General features: G+C 59.8%; 14 protein-coding genes. 8 read left to right on the top strand and 6 right to left on the bottom strand.

Annotation, left to right across the window (positions count from 1 at the left end; translation table 11 throughout):
- Window positions 1–83 precede the first annotated feature (83 nt).
- Complete coding sequence (locus CFBP5499_RS02955) at window positions 84–1184, top strand: hypothetical protein (protein ID WP_080825696.1); 1101 nt, start codon at window positions 84–86, stop codon at window positions 1182–1184.
- Here CFBP5499_RS02955 and CFBP5499_RS02950 read toward each other — a convergent pair.
- On the bottom strand, window positions 1144–1602 hold the full coding sequence (locus tag CFBP5499_RS02950; protein ID WP_080825698.1) for a DUF1284 domain-containing protein: 459 nt from the start codon (window positions 1600–1602) through the stop codon (window positions 1144–1146). The genes CFBP5499_RS02955 and CFBP5499_RS02950 overlap by 41 nt on opposite strands.
- Before the next feature lie 45 nt (window positions 1603–1647).
- A complete protein-coding gene (locus tag CFBP5499_RS02945) occupies window positions 1648–2328 on the bottom strand; it encodes a GntR family transcriptional regulator (protein ID WP_080825701.1) in 681 nt (226 codons plus the stop codon).
- A 214-nt stretch (window positions 2329–2542) separates the two neighbouring features.
- Between CFBP5499_RS02945 and CFBP5499_RS02940 the strand changes: the two genes are divergently transcribed.
- Window positions 2543–3232, top strand: coding sequence for an HAD family hydrolase (locus CFBP5499_RS02940; protein WP_080825703.1), 690 nt, complete (start codon window positions 2543–2545; stop codon window positions 3230–3232).
- A gap of 202 nt (window positions 3233–3434) precedes the next feature.
- On the opposite strand, the gene CFBP5499_RS02935 is transcribed toward CFBP5499_RS02940, so the two are convergent.
- The gene (locus CFBP5499_RS02935; RefSeq protein WP_175416756.1) at window positions 3435–3974 is read right to left on the bottom strand and encodes a PilZ domain-containing protein; all 540 of its coding nucleotides are present in this window, start codon (window positions 3972–3974) and stop codon (window positions 3435–3437) included.
- 293 nt (window positions 3975–4267) lie between these two features.
- On the opposite strand from CFBP5499_RS02935, the gene thrC reads away from it, so the two are divergent.
- From thrC to CFBP5499_RS02915, 4 genes are all read left to right on the top strand, one after another.
- Window positions 4268–5665, top strand: coding sequence for a threonine synthase (thrC, locus tag CFBP5499_RS02930; protein WP_080825707.1), 1398 nt, complete (start codon window positions 4268–4270; stop codon window positions 5663–5665).
- Between the two features lie 21 nt (window positions 5666–5686).
- Window positions 5687–6985, top strand: coding sequence for a M16 family metallopeptidase (locus CFBP5499_RS02925; RefSeq protein ID WP_080825709.1), 1299 nt, complete (start codon window positions 5687–5689; stop codon window positions 6983–6985).
- Between the two features lie 93 nt (window positions 6986–7078).
- Complete coding sequence (locus CFBP5499_RS02920; protein ID WP_080825711.1) at window positions 7079–7678, top strand: GNAT family N-acetyltransferase; 600 nt, start codon at window positions 7079–7081, stop codon at window positions 7676–7678.
- Complete coding sequence (locus tag CFBP5499_RS02915) at window positions 7675–10590, top strand: EAL domain-containing protein (protein ID WP_080825712.1); 2916 nt, start codon at window positions 7675–7677, stop codon at window positions 10588–10590. Before CFBP5499_RS02920 ends, CFBP5499_RS02915 begins: the two co-directional genes overlap by 4 nt.
- A 185-nt stretch (window positions 10591–10775) precedes the next feature.
- On the opposite strand, the gene CFBP5499_RS02910 is transcribed toward CFBP5499_RS02915, so the two are convergent.
- The 3 genes from CFBP5499_RS02910 to CFBP5499_RS02900 all read right to left on the bottom strand — a co-directional run bounded on the left by CFBP5499_RS02910 (window position 10776) and on the right by CFBP5499_RS02900 (window position 12941).
- On the bottom strand, window positions 10776–11870 hold the full coding sequence (locus CFBP5499_RS02910) for a zinc-binding metallopeptidase family protein (RefSeq protein WP_080825713.1): 1095 nt from the start codon (window positions 11868–11870) through the stop codon (window positions 10776–10778).
- Between the two features lie 167 nt (window positions 11871–12037).
- Window positions 12038–12229, bottom strand: a complete 192-nt coding sequence (locus tag CFBP5499_RS02905) for a CsbD family protein (RefSeq protein WP_080825714.1) — start codon at window positions 12227–12229, stop codon at window positions 12038–12040.
- Window positions 12230–12335: 106 nt separating this feature from the next.
- The gene (locus CFBP5499_RS02900; RefSeq protein ID WP_080827439.1) at window positions 12336–12941 is read right to left on the bottom strand and encodes a YqgE/AlgH family protein; all 606 of its coding nucleotides are present in this window, start codon (window positions 12939–12941) and stop codon (window positions 12336–12338) included.
- Between the two features lie 161 nt (window positions 12942–13102).
- Here CFBP5499_RS02900 and CFBP5499_RS02895 point away from each other — a divergent pair, with 161 nt between their 5' ends.
- Both CFBP5499_RS02895 and CFBP5499_RS02890 read left to right on the top strand, forming a co-directional pair.
- The gene (locus CFBP5499_RS02895) at window positions 13103–13954 is read left to right on the top strand and encodes a protein-disulfide reductase DsbD domain-containing protein (RefSeq protein ID WP_080825716.1); all 852 of its coding nucleotides are present in this window, start codon (window positions 13103–13105) and stop codon (window positions 13952–13954) included.
- A gap of 123 nt (window positions 13955–14077) precedes the next feature.
- Window positions 14078–14563, top strand: a complete 486-nt coding sequence (locus tag CFBP5499_RS02890) for a peroxiredoxin (RefSeq protein ID WP_080827440.1) — start codon at window positions 14078–14080, stop codon at window positions 14561–14563.
- Window positions 14564–15597: the final 1034 nt, after the last annotated feature.

Here is a 15597-nt window from a genome sequence, read left to right as displayed (position 1 = left end):
CAAAAACGTTGTGCACAACGGGTTCTCCTGTCCCGCGCATGGCGGGCTGCAGGAAAACCGGTTCTGGCAGGGGGTAATCCGCAATGGGGTCCGTGATGAAAATGGCTTCTTTTTCGATGAACGTCGTTTGCGCCGCGCTTTTCGCAACCGCGCTGCCGGCGTCCTTGCAGGCGCAGGAACCGACCCCGCAATATAACGTCGTCACCGACGCGGTGCTGTTTGACGGCGGCCCCTCGCTTGGCAACAGCGGCAGGGTGCGGTGGGATTTCTACAAGGCCGACCGGACCGGCGCGCGTACCGACACCAATGCCGGCGGCTCTTATGACGCCACCTTCGAGGCGAAACTGCCGGCAGGCAGATATGTCGGCGTGGCGGCGCTCGGCAATGTGACTCGCGACGTACCTTTCGAGGTGAAGGATGGAAACATCGCGCGGCCGAAGGTGAATTTCGATGCGGCGGAACTGACTGTCGTGCCGAAACGCAGCGCGGGCGGAGATGTGGAAACGCAGGCGAAAACCGAAATAACCAAGGGCGATTTCAAGGACAGCGTCTATGGGCAGAATACGGTCTTCGTACCGGCTGGCGAGATTGTCATCACCGGCAGCATAGGCCCGGCGCGGGCGCAGGAGACCCTTGCCATCAAGGCTGGCGATAAGATCAGCCATGAGTTGGTCATTCCGAGCGGCGTTGTCGTCGCCAAGGCGGTTTATGCGCAGGGCGGCAGGGCCGTCGAAACGGACGACATCCGTTTCGAGGCTATGTCGGCAAAGGAAACACTCGATGGCACGCGCCAGACCATCAACGGCATTTACGGCACCGGCAAGATGATGGAAATGCCGGCAGGCGATTTCGTCATGCGCGCCCGTCTCGGCAAGGTGACGGTGGAACAGCCCTTCACCGTGACGGCCGGAAAACGCACGGAAATCACCATCGATCTGGATGCGGGTGTTCTCGCCATCACCGCCCCTGGTGCTGAACGGATCGATATCGTCGAAACGACCAAGGACCTTCAGGGCACGCAGAAGGAGATTTCCGGCCGTTACGGAACGAAACATCAGGAAACCCTGCATCCCGGCGATTATTCGGTGAAGGTGAGCTACGACAAGAAGTCCGGCCGCGACCCGAAGGAAATCAGGGCGACGGTCAAGGCCGCCGAGAGAACCGAGACGAATGTGCCTGAGTAGGCCTCGACCGCTGCCCGGCAGGAGGCTCTGGTCGCTCGCCGATTTTCACGCCAGCAAATCCCGAGGCCGCGATGCGGTTGCAAAGCCTGATCCACTGGCAGCCGCGACAGGCCTGCCGGATGTCTCCGGCAGCGAAAGCCGCGCGCATTTTCGCGAGAAAATCCGGCGTTACTTTCAGCCTTCTGCCGGCGATCAGTGTTTCGCCGAGAAGCGCCGAAACCGACAGACGGGCCGTCTCGTCCCGCTGCACAATACCTTCGTTGAAACAGTGAGCATGGCTTTCGCAGAGCAGGCCTTCGCAGATATCGTCCGCCCCTTCCACCAGTTCGATATCCTCGCCCGCATTCAGCCGAGCGGCGACGCGGTCGTAATTTTCCACGAAGCCTGATGTGTAGCCCTTGCCGATATAGGTCAGCATACAGAGAAGATGGTGGGGGCGGAGGCGGACAGTCAAAGGTCCGGCCTATCCGACGATGGCGAAGGCGTCGCGCACCGAGCCGGACGAGGTGCGGATCGCCTTGCGGCCGATCCATTGCACATGTCCGTCGAGAATGCGTACCGCCTCCTCGGCGCGGCCGCCGCGCAGCGCATCGATGATGGCGCGGTGGTCGGTATCGGTGCGGCGTTCCCAGCCCGCCCGCCAGGCGGAAAACAGGAAGCGGGCGCTCGCCGCATGCAACCCGTCGATCGCCTCCATCAGGCGCGGCATGTTGCAGGGCGCCGTGATCAGGCGATGGAAACGACGATTGGCCTCCTCCCAATGCTGCACATCGACGGCGCTGTCACCTTCGAGCGTCGCAGCCTCCGCCTGATCGAGAATGGCTGAAGTCATGTTGGGAACGGCGTGGCGCAGCGCCAGCACCTCGAGGGCCGCGCGCATTTCCGCGACTTCCCGCACATCGTCGAGACCGAAATCCGCGACCCTAACACCCCGGCGCGGAATGCTGGCGGCCAAACCCTGCGCTTCCAGACGGCGGAAGGCCTCGCGCACCGGCACATGCGAAGCGCCGAATTCGGCGGCGATATGATCCTGCCGCAGACGTTCGCCCGGCGACAGCTCACCGCGGACGATGCGCTCGGCCAGAGTGCGGCTGATGCGCGCGGCGATGGTGTCTTCGGGCGTGATTTTTTCTGTCTTGGGCATACTATCCCTTAACGCATATGGCGCGGCCCTGTGTAGCGGTTTTTAGGTGCGTCAAACCGAATATTCGAAGCCCGGTGCCCGCTTACCCATTCCTCGCCAAGCTATGAGCCTGATGGGACCGACCCTTGCGGGCGAACCGGTTGAGCTTGGCGCGGACATGGTCTAAAAGCCCGGCATCATTTTCTTCCGAGCAAATCCGATACAGGGAGCGCCCATGAGCGGCTTCGACCTCATTATTTTCGACTGTGACGGCGTTCTGGTCGATTCCGAAATCATCGCGGCGCAGGTGGAATCCCGCCTTTTGACCGAGGCCGGTTATCCGATCTCCGTCGAGGAAATGGGCGAGCGCTTCGCCGGCATGACCTGGAAGAACATTCTGCTGCAGGTGGAAAGCGAAGCCAGCATTCCGCTGTCGGCGTCGCTGCTCGACAAATCGGAAAAGCTGCTCGATGCGCGGCTGGAACGCGATGTGAAGATCATCGAGGGCGTCAAATTCGCGCTGTCGCGCCTGACGACGCCGCGGTGCATCTGCTCGAACTCATCCAGCCACCGGCTCGACATGATGCTGACGAAGGTGGGCCTGAAACCCTATTTCGCGCCGCATATCTATTCCGCCAAGGACCTCGGCGCCGACCGCGTGAAGCCGAAGCCGGATATCTTCCTGCATGGCGCAGCCCAATTCGGCGTCTCCCCCGACCGCGTGGTCGTGGTCGAGGATTCCGTGCACGGCATTCACGGCGCGAGAGCCGCCGGCATGCGCGTCATCGGCTTTACCGGCGCATCCCACACCTATCCAAGCCACGCCGACCGGCTGACGGATGCCGGCGCTGAAACGGTGATTTCCCGCATGCAGGACCTGCCGGCCGTGATTGCGGCGATGGCGGAATGGGAAGGCGCGTTTTAAGCGGGGTTGCAGTGGCACAAACCACTCCTCCGTCATGCTCGGGCTTGTCCCGAGCATCTGCAACGCATTGATTTTACGATACGTGATTGGATCCTCGGGACAGGCCCGAGGATGACGCTGCGAATGGTGGGATGGTTTGTCAGCAATCTGAACCGGAGCCTGCAAAAGCAGCCTCCGATTTTTCTATATCCCGTTCGCAGGACTACCGGCGCTTGGTCTTCGCCTTCGCGCCCTGCTCGGCAAAACCGACATAGACGCTGACCGACTTCGGGGCGCCGCCCGGTGCGTTGGGGATGGCGACGTGGTCATTGTTGAAAATGAACTGCGTGCCGGCCCCGCCTGCAGGAAGGTCGATGGCGAAATTGGTCGTTTCGCCGTAAATCTCGCCATCGCCGTCCTTCACCGTCACGCGGATCGGCACGTTGACGCGGCCGGGCTTGGCCATCGGGCCGGGAACGAGGCGGCCCTGGGCCAGCACGTTTACGGTGAGCGTCGATTCATTGGCGGTGCAGGAGCGCGTCGTATCCGACAGCGAGACCTGATAGACGAGCTTCTGCGGATCGTCCTTGGCGCCACCGGCGTAAAGGCGGTGAACGGCATTGGCGTCGAGAACCGTCACGGCCGGGCAGTTGGCCTGAACCACGGCAGCCGTCGGCGCGGCCTGTGCCGTTGGCGGATTGACGGCAAGCGAGTCCGCCGGGTTGGAGGAATTACATCCTGCAACAACGGCCAGAAGCGACATCGCGGCGGACAAACGCAAGAAATTCCCTGACACTCTTCTAATTCCCTCTCCATTGTCCCGGAACAGAACCGGAGACGCTGTTTATTGACCTTTCACCCAGGTTGGCGATGGTCTATAGCAGCGACGCCGGAAAAAATCGATTGGCATGTTCGGTTTTGCTTGAATTTTCAAAAAAGCCCTTCATTACCTCGCCAATCGCCTCATTTCGGTGAGACGCTGCTGAAAAGACGCCGAAGACCGGCACCGGACATACCGGTTAGGGACAAGGCTGGTTAAGGACAAGGGACACTCTCGTGAAATATGTATCGACCAGGGGTGCGGCCCCTTCGCTTGGTTTCTGCGACGCGCTTCTGGCGGGCCTTGGCCGTGACGGCGGGCTTTACGTGCCACGCGAATGGCCTTCCATGTCGAAGAAGGAAATCCGCAACCTGCGCGGAAAATCCTATCAGGACATCGCCTTCGAGGTTCTCTACCGTTTCACCGGCGGCGAAATTCCGGCCGACAAGTTCAAGGCGATGATCGATGACGCCTATTCGACCTTCCGTCACCCTGCCGTCGTGCCGTTGACTCAGACCGGCCCGAACACCTTCGTGCTCGAGCTTTTCCACGGCACCACGCTCGCCTTCAAGGATGTGGCGATGCAGCTCCTCGCCCGTCTGATGGATTATACGCTGACGGAGCGCGGCGAGCGCGCCACCATCGTCGGCGCCACCTCGGGCGATACCGGCGGCGCGGCGATCGACGCCTTTGCCGGCCGCGAGCGCACCGATATCTTCATCCTTTTCCCGAACGGCAAGGTTTCGCCGGTGCAGCAGCGCCAGATGACGACCTCCACCGCTTCCAACGTGCATGCGCTGGCGATCAACGGCAATTTCGACGATTGCCAGACGCTGGTCAAAGACATGTTCAACGATGTGAAATTTCGCGACGGCGTGAAGCTTTCCGGTGTGAACTCCATCAACTGGGCGCGCATCATGGCGCAGGTGGTCTATTATTTTACGGCCTCGCTGTCGCTCGGCGGCCCTGACCGGAAGGTGTCGTTCACCGTTCCGACCGGCAATTTCGGCGATATCTTTGCGGGTTACGTCGCCAAGAAGATGGGCCTGCCGATCGACAAGCTGGTCATCGCCACCAATGACAACGACATTCTGGCGCGCACCCTGAAGACCGGCCGTTACGAGATGCGCGGCGTCAAGCCCACCACCTCGCCTTCGATGGACATCCAGATTTCGTCCAACTTCGAACGCCTGCTGTTTGAAGCCTATGACCGCGATTCCGCTGCGGTGAAGGCATCGATGGACGGCTTGAAGCAGTCCGGTGCGTTTGAAATTCCGCCGAAGGCACTGAAATTCATCAAAAAGGATTTCCGCGCCGGCCGCGCCACCGAAAAGCAGGTGGCAGCGACCATTCGCGACACGCTTGCAAAGACCGGCTACCTGATCGACCCGCATACGGCGACGGGTGTTTTCGTGGCTGAAAAGCACGAAAAAGCATCCAGCCCGATGGTTGTTCTGTCGACTGCCCACCCGGCTAAATTCCCGGCCGCTGTAAAATCCGCTTGCGCAATCGACCCGGCGCTTCCAGTATGGCTAGCTGACATTATGAACCGGGAGGAGCGTTTCGACATTCTGGACGCAGAGCTGAAAGCCGTGGAAACCTTCATCGGCCAACATGCACGCGCCGGCAAATAGAGACGCGGAAAGACGTTGAGTATGAGAGTTAATGTGACCCGGCTTTCGTCCGGGTTGACCGTTGTTACGGAAAGAATGCCACATCTCGAAAGCGTTGCTCTTGGGGTGTGGATCAAATCCGGGTCCCGCAACGAGACGACTGCCGAACACGGCATCGCCCATCTACTCGAACATATGGCGTTCAAGGGCACGGCGCGCCGCACCGCCCGGCAGATCGCCGAAGAGATCGAAAATGTCGGCGGCGAAGTCAACGCCGCGACATCGACGGAAACGACCTCCTATTATGCCCGCGTCCTGAAAGACCACGTCCCGCTCGCGGTCGATATTCTTGCAGATATTCTGACGGAATCGCTGTTCGACGAAGACGAGCTGGAGCGCGAGAAAAACGTCATTCTCCAGGAAATCGGCGCTGCTACCGACACACCTGACGACGTGATCTTCGACAATTTCTCCGGCGTCGCCTATCGCGACCAGACCATCGGCCGGCCGATCCTCGGCACACCGGACACCGTGCAATCGTTCACCAGCGGAGAGATCCGGCATTATCTCGCCCGCAATTATACGACGGACCGCATCTTCGTCGTCGCGGCCGGCGCGGTCGATCATGAAAGCTTCGTGAAGCAGGTGGAAGAGCGTTTTGCCTCGCTGCCGCTCGTTCCGGCGGCAACGCCCGTCATGGAAAAGGCGATCTATACAGGCGGAGAAATCCGCGAGACGCGCGACCTCATGGACGCGCAGGTGCTGCTCGGCTTCGAGGGCAAGGCCTATCACGCCCGCGATTTCTATTGTTCGCAGATTCTCGCCAATATTCTCGGCGGCGGCATGTCATCGCGCCTCTTCCAGGAAGTGCGCGAGGCGCGTGGACTGTGTTATTCCGTCTATGCCTTCCATTGGGGTTTTTCCGATACCGGCATCTTCGGCGTTCATGCGGCCACCGGCGGCAACGACCTGCCCGAACTGATGCCCGTCATAGTCGATGAATTGCGCAAGTCTTCCCAGATTATCCATCAGGAGGAAATCAACCGCGCCCGCGCGCAGATCCGTGCGCAATTGCTGATGGGGCAGGAAAGCCCAGCGGCCCGCGCCGGCCAGATGGCCCGGCAGATGATGCTTTACGGCCGTCCCATCCCCAATGAGGAGATGATGGAGCGCCTGGAACACATCACGCGGGAACGCCTGACCGATCTTGCAGGACGGCTGTTTTTCGATACAGTTCCGACATTGTCTGCAATTGGCCCGCTTGAACATCTGCCGCCGCTTTCAGACATCACTGCCGCGCTTTCCGCGCAGCAGCCCGCAAGGATAAAGGCTAACGGATAAACCGATATGAGGGCGGGATTTAAAGGCGAAGACCGCTCACCTTTTTCGCCATCCCGTTCGCGGATGGCGATGTCTGCCGCACAGGGATCGTGAATGCTGCGTTTTCTTTCCCGACATAGCGACACGCCCGAACTGCGCAGCGCCGATCATCTCCTCAGACTGCCGCGCTACAGCGATTTCAAGCAATGGCATGTGTTGCGCTCGGAAAGCCGGCAGTTTCTTCAGCCCTGGGAGCCGACCTGGCGCCCGGACGAGCTGACTGAAGGCGCCTTCCGCATGCGCGTGGTGCGCAACGGCCAGGAGTTTTCCTCCGGCACCGCCGTCTCGTTTCTGCTGTTTCAGAAGGAGACGCTGCTCGTCGGTGGCATCACCATCGGTTACATCCGGCGCGGGGCCGCACAAAGCTGCATGATCGGATATTGGACCGGCGAGCGCCACGCCGCGCAAGGCCATATGTCCGCCGCATTAAAATTGGTAATACCCTACATCTTTAACGGACTTCAGTTGCACCGTATCGAGGCAGCCTGTATTCCGGAAAACTTCAAAAGCATCCGGCTTCTCGAAAATGCCGGGTTCCAGCGGGAAGGCCTCCTGCGGGAATATCTGAAAATCAATGGCCAATGGCGGGATCATATGATGTTTTCCCTTCTTGCCGACAAGCAAAGCTCCGGCGGAACGAAGTACGATACATGACCTACAATCACTCTGCGCCGTGCCTGTCGAAACGTCTGGCGGCAATCGCACTGGCTGTGCCGTTTTTCCTGCTTTTCGTGCTTTTTGCCTCTCATTCCTACGCTTTCGAACCAGTGAAGATTTCCCGTGACGACACGGCTCTCGACCTCACCGCGACGACCGATATCTATGCCAACCAGGGCGAAGCCTTCCAGGTCTCGACCGCGCCCGGCCCTGACGGCATCCGCCGCCGTATCGAAGTGCGCGCCAGCTCCGAAGATCATCAGGGCGACTGGGCGGTCTTTGCGCTCGCCAACGTCTCCGAAGAGCAGCTGGAGCGCGTGATCGTCGCGCCGCATTTCCGTCTCGTCAATTCCAAGCTGTTCTGGCCCGACCTCGGTTCGCAGCGCATCATCGCCATCACGCCGAGCGAGGGCTTTGCGCTCGACCGGCAGCCGAGCCCTGATGCTGACGTCTTCCGCATCACGCTCAATCCGGGCTCCGTCATCACCTTTGTGGCCGAGCTTTCCACGCCGCAGCTGCCGCAGATCTATCTGTGGGAACCGGAAGCCTACAAGGATACGATCAACGCGTTCACGCTCTATCGCGGCATCGTGCTCGGCATTGCCGGCCTGCTGGCCGTGCTCCTGACCATCCTTTTCGTGGTCAAGGGAACATCGGTCCTGCCGGCGTCGGCAGCACTTGCCTGGGCGGTACTCGCCTATATCTGCGTCGATTTCGGCTTTCTCGAAAAGCTCATCACGGTCACTTCAAGCGATCAGCGAATATGGAGGGCGGGCGCCGAAGTGGCTCTCGCCTCCAGCTTCGTGGTCTTCCTGTTCACCTATCTCAATCTCAACCGATGGCACGCGCATCTGGGTTATGCGACCTTTGCCTGGGTGGTGGGTCTGGCGCTGCTGTTCGGCGTTGCGATTTACGATCCTTCGGTTGCGTCAGGTATTGCCCGCGTCTCCTTCGCGCTGACGGCGACCGCCGGTATCGCGCTCATCATCTATCTCGGCTTCAACCGTTACGACCGGGCGATCCTGCTCGTTCCCTCCTGGGCGCTCATCCTCGTCTGGCTGTTCGGCAGCTGGCTGACGGTAACGGGGCAGCTGGACAACGACATCGTGCAACCTGCGCTCGGCGGCGGGCTGGTGCTGATCGTGCTTCTGATCGGCTTCACCGTCATCCAGCATGCCTTTGCCGGCAGCGCGTACCAGCAGGGTTTGTTCTCCGATCTCGAACGCCAATCGCTGGCGTTGACGGGCAGCGGCGATACCGTCTGGGACTGGGATGTGACACGCGACCGCATCGTCACCACGCCAGACATTTCCAACCGTCTGGGGCTGGAGCCCGGCACCATGCATGGTGCTGCGCGTAACTGGCTGCCGCGCCTGCATCCTGACGACCGCGACCGGTTCAAGGCAACGCTCGACGTGCTGCTCGACCATCGCAAGGGCCGTCTCAACCACGAATTCCGCATTCGCGCCGAGGATGGTCATTTCCACTGGTTGCAAATCCGCGCCCGTCCGGTTCTCGGCTCCAACGGCGAAATCATCCGCTGCGTCGGCACCATCACCGATATTACCGAGCAGAAGAATTCGGTCGAGCGGCTGTTGCAGGATGCGATGAACGACAATCTGACCGGGCTTCCGAACCGGCAGGTCTTCCTTGACCGCCTGCAATCGATCCTCAATCTCTCGCCCGATAGCGAGGGCGTGCGCCCGACCGTGATGGCGATCGACATCGACCGTTACAAGCTGGTCAATGACACGCTCGGCATTGCTGCCGGCGACAATATCCTCATTGCTCTCACCCGCCGCCTGCGCCGCCTGCTAAAGCCGCAGGATACGCTGGCGCGTCTCGGCGGCGATGAGTTCGGCCTGATCCTGACGTCGGAGCGCGATCCGCAGCGTGTGGCCGATTTTGCCGATGCGGTGAACAAGGCGATCATGGTGCCGATCAATTTCGCCAACCGCGAGATCATCCTCACCGCCTCCATCGGCCTCGTTTCTTGGATCGACCAGCAGGAAAGTGCGGCCGGGCTTTTGAGCGACGCGGAACTGGCCATGTACCGCGCCAAGCGCGCCGGCGGCAACCGCGTCGAGCCGTTCCGCCCCGCCTTCCGCACGTCAGGCACCGACCGGCTGCAGATGGAAAGCGACCTTCGCCGCGCCATCGAGCGCAAGGAACTGTCGCTGGCCTATCAGCCGATTGTCAAGCTTGACGATGGCGAGCTTGCCGGTTTTGAAGCCCTGATGCGCTGGGAACACCCGAAGCGCGGCAATATTCCGCCGAGCGAGTTCATTCCCATCGCGGAGGCTTCCGGTCTGATCGAGCCGCTCGGCATGTTCGCACTGGAGCGTGCGGCGACGGACCTGATGGACTGGCAACATGCCATCGAGAAGATGCCGATCTTCATTTCCGTCAATATTTCCAGCGCGCAATTGCTGAACAATGAATTGTACAACGATGTGCGTGGCATGCTGACCCGCACGCGCTGCAATCCGCAGCAGCTGAAGCTGGAACTGACGGAATCCGTCGTCATGGAAAACCCTGAACAGGCGCGGCTTGTGCTTTCCAAGCTCAAGGAAACCGGCCTCAGCCTCGCAATGGACGATTTCGGCACCGGTTATTCGTCGCTTGCCTATCTCACCCGTTTCCCGTTCGATACGATCAAGCTCGACAAGGCGCTGGTGGCCAATACCAGTGACAAGCGCAACGTGCTCCTACGCTCGGTCATCGCCATGGCGCGCGCGCTCGACATGCAGGTGGTCGCGGAAGGCATTGAAACACCCGAGGATGCGGCGGAACTGGCCCGCATGAACTGCCATTTCGGCCAGAGCTTCCTTTTCGGCACCCCGGTTTCTGGGGATGCAGCGCTGAAGCTTCTGCGGGAACGGTTCCAGCCGACGAAGCGGGCTTCTTGATTGGAGGGTGCGATCGTGCGCCTCCCTCGCCCCAAACGCGACGTCATCCTCGGCCCTGTGCCGAGGATCTAATCACGTCGAATAAAATCAATCGGTTGCAGATCCTCGGGACAGGCCCGAGGATGACGAAGGAGGGGGTAATTGGCCCCCAAAAAGTTTCAGGTTTTCAACCCTGATATCCATGTTCACCGACCCATCGCCGCCTGCGGCGCATCCACCGCCACCTTCCCATGCAGCAGGTCGTGAACGAACTCCATCTTCGCCACCACCGGCGGCGTCAGCACGAAGGGATAAAGGTCCGCCTCCCCCATGCTGCGCTGAATGGAATTGATGGCGACGCTGAGTGGGATCCACGCCTTGACCAGCTGCGCGGCACTGCGGGCATTGTAAGGGTCGAAAGTTACCTCCGCCGCCATTTCCTCGTGCCCATCCGGATCGATCGCCACGCCGAAGGCGCGCGCCGTCTCCAGCGTATCGACGATATGCAGATAATGGGCGAAACATTCGGCGAAATCCTCCCATGGGTGGACCGACGCATAGGAGCTGATGAAATTCTCCTGCCAGTCGGGGCTTGGCCCGCCATCGTAATTACGTTGCAGGGCAGCGCCGTAATCCTCGCGCTCGTCGCCAAAGACGGCGCGGCACGCTTCCAGCCGGTTCGCGTCGCGCACCAGCTTGTTCCAGATGAAGTGCCCGACCTCGTGGCGGAAATGGCCGAGCATGGTACGGTAGGGCTCATTCATATTGGCGCGCACCTGTTCGCGCGTCGCATCATCAGCCTCGGCGGCGCGGATGGCGATCAGGCCTTCATCGTGACCGGTCATGGCGGGAATGACGGAACCGTCAGGTGCGACCTCATCCACCAGAAAGTCGAAAACGAGACCGCCGGCGGGATCAGCATCGCGGTTGGGATGCGGCAGGCCAAGCTTCAGGATCGAATAAAACAGATGCCGCTGCGCCTGGCTGATGCGGCGCCACTGCTCAATCCCCTGCTCCGTCGCGATGTCGGGCACAAGACGATTGTGGCTGCAGGCCGGGCAAAAGGCGCTGGCGCTTTCCGCCGGCACCGACCAGTTGCAGATATCATTCACCTCATTGGCGCAAAACCGCACCTGTCTTTCCGGCTCCGCGACGATCTGCCAGTTGGGTTCACCCGCAGGCGCCAGCGCTTCCATGGAAAGCCGTTCCGGCACGAAGGCCAGCCGATGGCCGCAGGAGACACAAAAGCGATTGTCGAAATGAACGGGCTGGCCGCAGGCTGCGCAGGAGAAAAGCTTCATGGGTGAAACCCTTGCGATGGAACGGGTGGAGGAAAGGCAGACATAAAATGCGGAAGTGACGGCGTGACGCCCGGTCACCTTGGCCCATACACGACAAGAGCGCATGTGCGAGAACACATGCGCTCCACGCGCCCTGCTGTGGGAGGGGCGCATCACTTCATGCAATATTACATGCGGTCAACGGCGCCTTTGACGGCATCCTTCGCCTTGCCAACAGAGGTCTGCACCTTGCCCTTCGTTTCCTGGGCGGCACCCTTGGCTCGCAATTCATTGTTACCGGTCGCTTCGCCGACGTTCTTCTTCACCTTACCAGCAACTTCATTGGCCTTACCGGCGATCTTGTCAGATGTGCTACCCATATTACTGCTCCCTAGTTGAGCCGTACTGTCTGTCCGGCTTTCCGGGTGAGTAACGTCAGTGATCAGGATTTGGTTCCAGCAAAAAACCGCCGCGAACAAGAGGGGCTCAGGCGTGCCCGGCATCCGTGGAGAGCATGCGGGCATCCACACCCATCAGAGCCAGCGCCCGCTCATATTTATTGTCCAGGCCCCGGTCAAAGATCAGCTCTTCTGCGGCCGGGCAATTCAGCCAGCCATTATTGGCGATTTCGTTTTCCAGCTGGCCCGGACCCCAGCCGGCATAACCGAGCATCATGGTCGCCTTTTGCGGGCCGCGACCATTGGAGATGGCACGGACGATATCGAGCGTAGCCGTCAGCGAAATATCATCGCTGACCGGAATGCTGGATTCGCTTAAGTAATCATCCGAATGCAGCACGAAACCGCGGCCGGATTCGACCGGGCCGCCGCACTGGATCGGAAATTCGCGGGTGCGGTTGGGCAGCATGATGGCGTCGTTGCTGTCCACCAGTTTCAGATGCAGCAGAATGTCCGTGAAGGTGATCTGTTGCGGGCGGTTGATGATGAAACCCATGGCGCCGGCATCCGAATGGGCGCAGATATAGATCACCGCACGGGCAAAATTGCCGTCGTCCAGCCCCGGCATCGCCATGAGGAACTGACCATCGAGAAAGCCACGTTCGCGTTTATCCATCAGGGTTGAAAAGCTCACCGGCGCCTCCAGCAGACCGAATTTCGTCATTGAACGAAAAACGGTGTTCGCACTTCGACAAGGTACAGGATGCGGCATAGCGCCCGATCAATCAACCGAAAATGATGAACCCCACGAATTCGTAACTGGTCCGCCGGGCCATGTTGGGTTAGACGGGAAGCATGAGCGTCAGGATATTCTTTCGATTTTCACATCTTCGCCTTGCGGCCGCATTTGCCGTCCTCCTCGGCGGCGCACAAGCCGCCCGGGCCGAAATTACCGACTGGGCGAGAAGCGAAGGCGGCCAGATGCGGGTGGCGAGCCTTGCCATGGATGCGGACGGCGTGGTGCGCGGCGTGTTGCAGATCGAGCCGAAGGACGGCTGGATAACCTATTGGCGCGAACCGGGCGAAGCGGGCATCCCGCCGCAGATCACGCCCGATCCGGCGAGCGGCGTCAGCCTGATCACCATGGCCTATCCGGTCCCGAAACTGATCGAAAACGGTGACATCACCGATATCGGTTATGACCACGCCGTCAGCCTTCCCTTCCAGCTGAAGGCCGCCGATCCGGCGGCGAGCGGGACGATCGATTTCACCGCCTTCATCGGCGTGTGCCAGAATATCTGCATTCCCTTCGAGGCGAAATTTTCCATCAGCCGCGGCAATGCCGCTGCTGATGATGACAGCGAGGAACGCCGCCTTCTCGAAGAGGCACGCGAGACCCTGCCCGAAGCGGCCTCCGACGATTTCAAGGTCATCGATTTCCACATCACGCCCGACAAGACCATGCTCGGCGTGCAGCTGCAGCTTCCGGAAAATGCGCCCAAGGAGACCGAGATCTTCATCGCCGGCCCTTCCGGTTTTGCCTATTACGAGCCGCAGAACCTGGTGCGCGACAAGCGCAAGCTCTCCTTCTACATGAACATCAAGGGCCTGCCGAAAACCTATCAGGTGCAGGGTAACAGCTGGCCCATCCTGGTCAAATCCGGCGACCGGGCGATGGAAACGGTGCTGAATTTTCCAAAGCCCTGAGCGTTTGTTCGGTCGTCGCGGAGCGGGTGTTCCACCTCTGGAATTTACCTCGAAAACCGCATGACAGATTTCATTTCCGTGCTCTATAGTTCGCGCGAACCGAACGGCCACAGGAGCACGGATATGACCATCAAGATCGGCGAAAAACTGCCTTCCGCAACCTTCAAGGAAAAGACGGCCGATGGCCCGGTGGAAACCACCACGGACGCGCTTTTCGGCGGCAAGAAGGTGGTTCTCTTTGCCGTTCCCGGCGCATTCACCCCCACCTGCTCGCTGAACCATCTGCCGGGCTATCTCGAAAACCGCGACGCCATTCTTTCCAAGGGCGTGGATGACATCGCCGTCATCTCCGTCAATGACTGGCATGTGATGGGCGCCTGGGCGCAATCGTCAGGCGGCCAGGGCAAAATCCACTTCCTCGCCGACTGGGACGCCTCCTTCACCAAGGCGCTCGGCCTTGATGCCGACCTTTCCGGCGGCGGTCTCGGCGTCCGTTCCAAGCGTTATTCCATGCTGGTTGAAGACGGCGTGGTGAAGTCGCTCAACGTCGAAGAAAACCCCGGCCAGGCGACGGTTTCGGCCGCGGCGGCGATGATTGAGCAGCTTTAAGAAGCTTATTCTTAGATACACAACTTCATACATCAAATATTAAGCAGGCCCGCGAACTTATCCTTCGCGGGCCTTGACGAATCGTGCGCTACGCATAAAAATTATACTTGGAAAAAGCAAATATTTACATGCGTAATTTTAGTTTATACGAATATTCTGCTTTTATTATATTCAAATATCTGAGCTGATGCGCATTACAATTGCTCCAATATCCACCTGCATCACGTAGATAAAAATCCCCAGGGGTGTTGATGCGAAGGATTACTGCACCGGTGGCGCGGAACAACCATGCCTGAGAAACGGCACAGGCCGACCCCTTTTTTCAGCCCTAGACCTGGCGACCTGACCCGGAGAAATCGTTTTTTTGCACATCAATGCATATTTGCGCGCAAAAATAACTGTCGTGGTGATGCCGACTTGAGGGCATTTGCACAAAGTGTTGCCCAATCTCTTCCGGCCAGTGCTATCGCTCTTTCGGGATATTTTTCCGGTCTGATCGCAATATTGATGACAGCCGGATGGAGCGAGACGGCAAATGCCGGCGATCCGCAAGATTATCCCTATGTACGACGGCTGGGTGAGACGGGAAGTTTCGTCGTCAACGACATCAGCGCCAACGGTTCTGTCGCCGTCGGATATTCAAGCACCAACAGTGGACCACGATCCTTCCGTTGGGATGTTGCGACGGGCGGCCTTTTTTATGTCGATGACATGACCGGTGCAGGCCGAGGCCGCGCCGAGAAAGTGAATTCCGATGGCTCGGTCTTTGTCGGGACCCTGAGCAGCGGTCAGGCTTTTCGCTGGAGCGCGTCAACGGGGGTATGGAATCTCGGCACACTCAGTGGCGACCGCCAATCCACGGCGAAGGACGTCAGTGACGATGGTTCCGTCGTTGTCGGCGGGTCGGGGGCAATCGAGACGCAGAAAGCGTTTCGCTGGTCGGCAACGACAGGCATCATGACGGCGCTCGACATGCCCTCCGATTCAAAATCCTCCATCGCCAATGGCGTCAATGCCGATGGTTCGGTCGTCGT

The organism is Agrobacterium tumefaciens (assembly GCF_005221325.1).
Lineage (GTDB): Bacteria > Pseudomonadota > Alphaproteobacteria > Rhizobiales > Rhizobiaceae > Agrobacterium.
This window is presented reverse-complemented; position numbering and strand designations above follow the sequence as displayed.

Bases quoted from the DNA above. Each gene is read 5' to 3' on its own strand.
- CFBP5499_RS02955 (WP_080825696.1), top strand. From the start codon at position 84: ATGGGGTCCGTGATGAAAATGGCTTCTTTTTCGATGAACGTCGTTTGC.
- CFBP5499_RS02950 (WP_080825698.1), bottom strand. From the start codon at position 1,602: ATGCTGACCTATATCGGCAAGGGCTACACATCAGGCTTCGTGGAAAAT.
- CFBP5499_RS02945 (WP_080825701.1), bottom strand. From the start codon at position 2,328: ATGCCCAAGACAGAAAAAATCACGCCCGAAGACACCATCGCCGCGCGC.
- CFBP5499_RS02940 (WP_080825703.1), top strand. From the start codon at position 2,543: ATGAGCGGCTTCGACCTCATTATTTTCGACTGTGACGGCGTTCTGGTC.
- CFBP5499_RS02935 (WP_175416756.1), bottom strand. From the start codon at position 3,974: ATGTCGCTTCTGGCCGTTGTTGCAGGATGTAATTCCTCCAACCCGGCG.
- CFBP5499_RS02925 (WP_080825709.1), top strand. From the start codon at position 5,687: ATGAGAGTTAATGTGACCCGGCTTTCGTCCGGGTTGACCGTTGTTACG.
- CFBP5499_RS02920 (WP_080825711.1), top strand. From the start codon at position 7,079: ATGCTGCGTTTTCTTTCCCGACATAGCGACACGCCCGAACTGCGCAGC.
- CFBP5499_RS02915 (WP_080825712.1), top strand. From the start codon at position 7,675: ATGACCTACAATCACTCTGCGCCGTGCCTGTCGAAACGTCTGGCGGCA.
- CFBP5499_RS02910 (WP_080825713.1), bottom strand. From the start codon at position 11,870: ATGAAGCTTTTCTCCTGCGCAGCCTGCGGCCAGCCCGTTCATTTCGAC.
- CFBP5499_RS02905 (WP_080825714.1), bottom strand. From the start codon at position 12,229: ATGGGTAGCACATCTGACAAGATCGCCGGTAAGGCCAATGAAGTTGCT.
- CFBP5499_RS02895 (WP_080825716.1), top strand. From the start codon at position 13,103: ATGAGCGTCAGGATATTCTTTCGATTTTCACATCTTCGCCTTGCGGCC.
- CFBP5499_RS02890 (WP_080827440.1), top strand. From the start codon at position 14,078: ATGACCATCAAGATCGGCGAAAAACTGCCTTCCGCAACCTTCAAGGAA.